This is a genomic window from Novosphingobium sp. NDB2Meth1 (assembly GCF_900117425.1).
Taxonomy (GTDB): domain Bacteria; phylum Pseudomonadota; class Alphaproteobacteria; order Sphingomonadales; family Sphingomonadaceae; genus Novosphingobium.
Genome location: NZ_FPEH01000002.1, coordinates 1 through 1,843, shown reverse-complemented (window position 1 = coordinate 1,843; position 1,843 = coordinate 1). Strand labels below are relative to the sequence as shown.

At 67.4% G+C, this 1,843-nt stretch carries 1 protein-coding gene; it reads left to right on the top strand.

The genetic code is table 11. The features are described from left to right. A partial coding sequence (locus tag NDB2M1_RS00015; protein ID WP_143146564.1) for an FG-GAP repeat domain-containing protein occupies nucleotides 1–1,843 on the top strand: 1,843 nt, incomplete at both ends.

Here is a 1,843-nt window from a genome sequence, read left to right as displayed (position 1 = left end):
GCGGCAATACGCTGACCTTCACCGGTGGTTCGCTGACCCTGCAGAACCTGCGCCCGGGCACTATCGTCACGGCGGCGGCCGGCGCATCGCCGGGTAACGTCGATCTCGTGTTGCAGCGCGGCGGCCTGCGCAGTGATTTCAACGGCGACGGGCGCGGGGACGTGCTGTTCCGCAGCCAGAACGGCACGATCGCCTCGTGGCAGCTCAATGGCACGGCGATCGGCGGCGGCGGCAATCTGGGCAATCCGGGTTCGGCCTTCTCGGTCGCGGCGCTCGCCGATTTCAACGGCGACGGCAGCACCGATGTCCTCTTCCGCAGCCGCAGCGGCCTCTTCGCCTCGTGGCAGCTTTCCGGCACCGCGATCACCGGCGGCGGCAACATCGGCAATCCCGGAGCGGCGTTCGCATTGGTCGGCACCGGCGATTTCAACGGCGATGGCAATGCCGATCTGCTGTTCCTCAATGCCCTCACCGGAGTCTATGCCAGCTGGCAGCTGAACGGCACGGCGATCACCGGCGGCGGCAATATCGGCGCGCCGGGGGCCAGCTTCGTCTACAAGGCGACCGGTGATTTCAACGGCGATGGCAAGAGCGACATCCTGTTCCAGAACGCCAATGGCACTTATGCGATCTGGACCATCAATGGCACCGCGATCACCGGCGGCGGCAATCTGGGCAACCCGGGCCCTTCGTGGTTCTTCAAGGGCACCGGCGACTTCAACGGCGACGGCAGGAGCGACATCCTGTTCCAGAACGCCGATGGCAGCTATGCCACCTGGAACCTCAATGGCAGCGCCATTGTCGGCGGCGGCAATATCGGCAATCCCGGCACCGCCTTCACCCTCGCCGGGATCGACGACTACAACGGCGACGGCCGGTCGGACCTCATCTTCCGCAACGTGAACGGCACTCTCGCCACGTGGACGCTGAACGATACCGCGATCATCGGCGGCGGGAACGTCGGCAACCCGGGCCCAGCCTTTGCGGCGATCGATGCACCCGAGGCGCGCGGCTTTGCCACTCTGGCCTTCCAGCAGACCGGCGGCACCGTGGCGACATGGCTGGTGGGCAGCGGCCGCATTGTCGGCGGCGGCACGCTGGGCAATCCCGGCAGCGGCTGGAGCGCACGGGCGGTCGCGGACTTCTCGGGCACGGGCGAGAGCGATGTGCTGTTCCAGCACACCGACGGCCGGCTGGCGACGTTCCGAAGCGATGGCAGCAGCTTCATCGGCGGCGGCAACATCGGCAATCCGGGCGCAGGCTGGACCTTCAGGGCCGCGGCCGATTTCAACGGCGACGGGCGCGCGGACATCCTCTTCCAGAACAGCGCGAGCGGGGTCTATGCCACCTGGAACCTTGCCGGCACCGCCATCATCGGCGGCGGCAACATCGGCACGGCAGCGGGGTTCAGCTTCGTGGCGGCGGGCGATCTCGACGGCGACGGCAAGGCCGACCTGCTGTTCCGCAACGCGGCGGGCACTTATGCCGCCTGGCTGGTCAACGATACCGCGATCACCGGCGGCGGCAACATCGGCAACCCCGGCGCGGACTGGACCTTCAGGGGCCTCGGCGACTTCAACGGCGACGGCAAGTCCGACATGCTGTTCCAGAACACCGCCGGCACCTATGCCAGCTGGGATCTCGATGGCACCAGCATCGTCGGCGGCGGAAACCTCGGCAACCCCGGCGGCAGCTTCCAGCTGGCGGACATCACCGACCTCAACAGCGACGGACGAAGCGACCTGCTGTTCCGCGACGCGGCCGGCACATACGCCTCATGGCTGATCAACGACACCGCCATCATCGGCGGCGGAAACCTCGGCAACCTCGGCGCAGAGTGGAT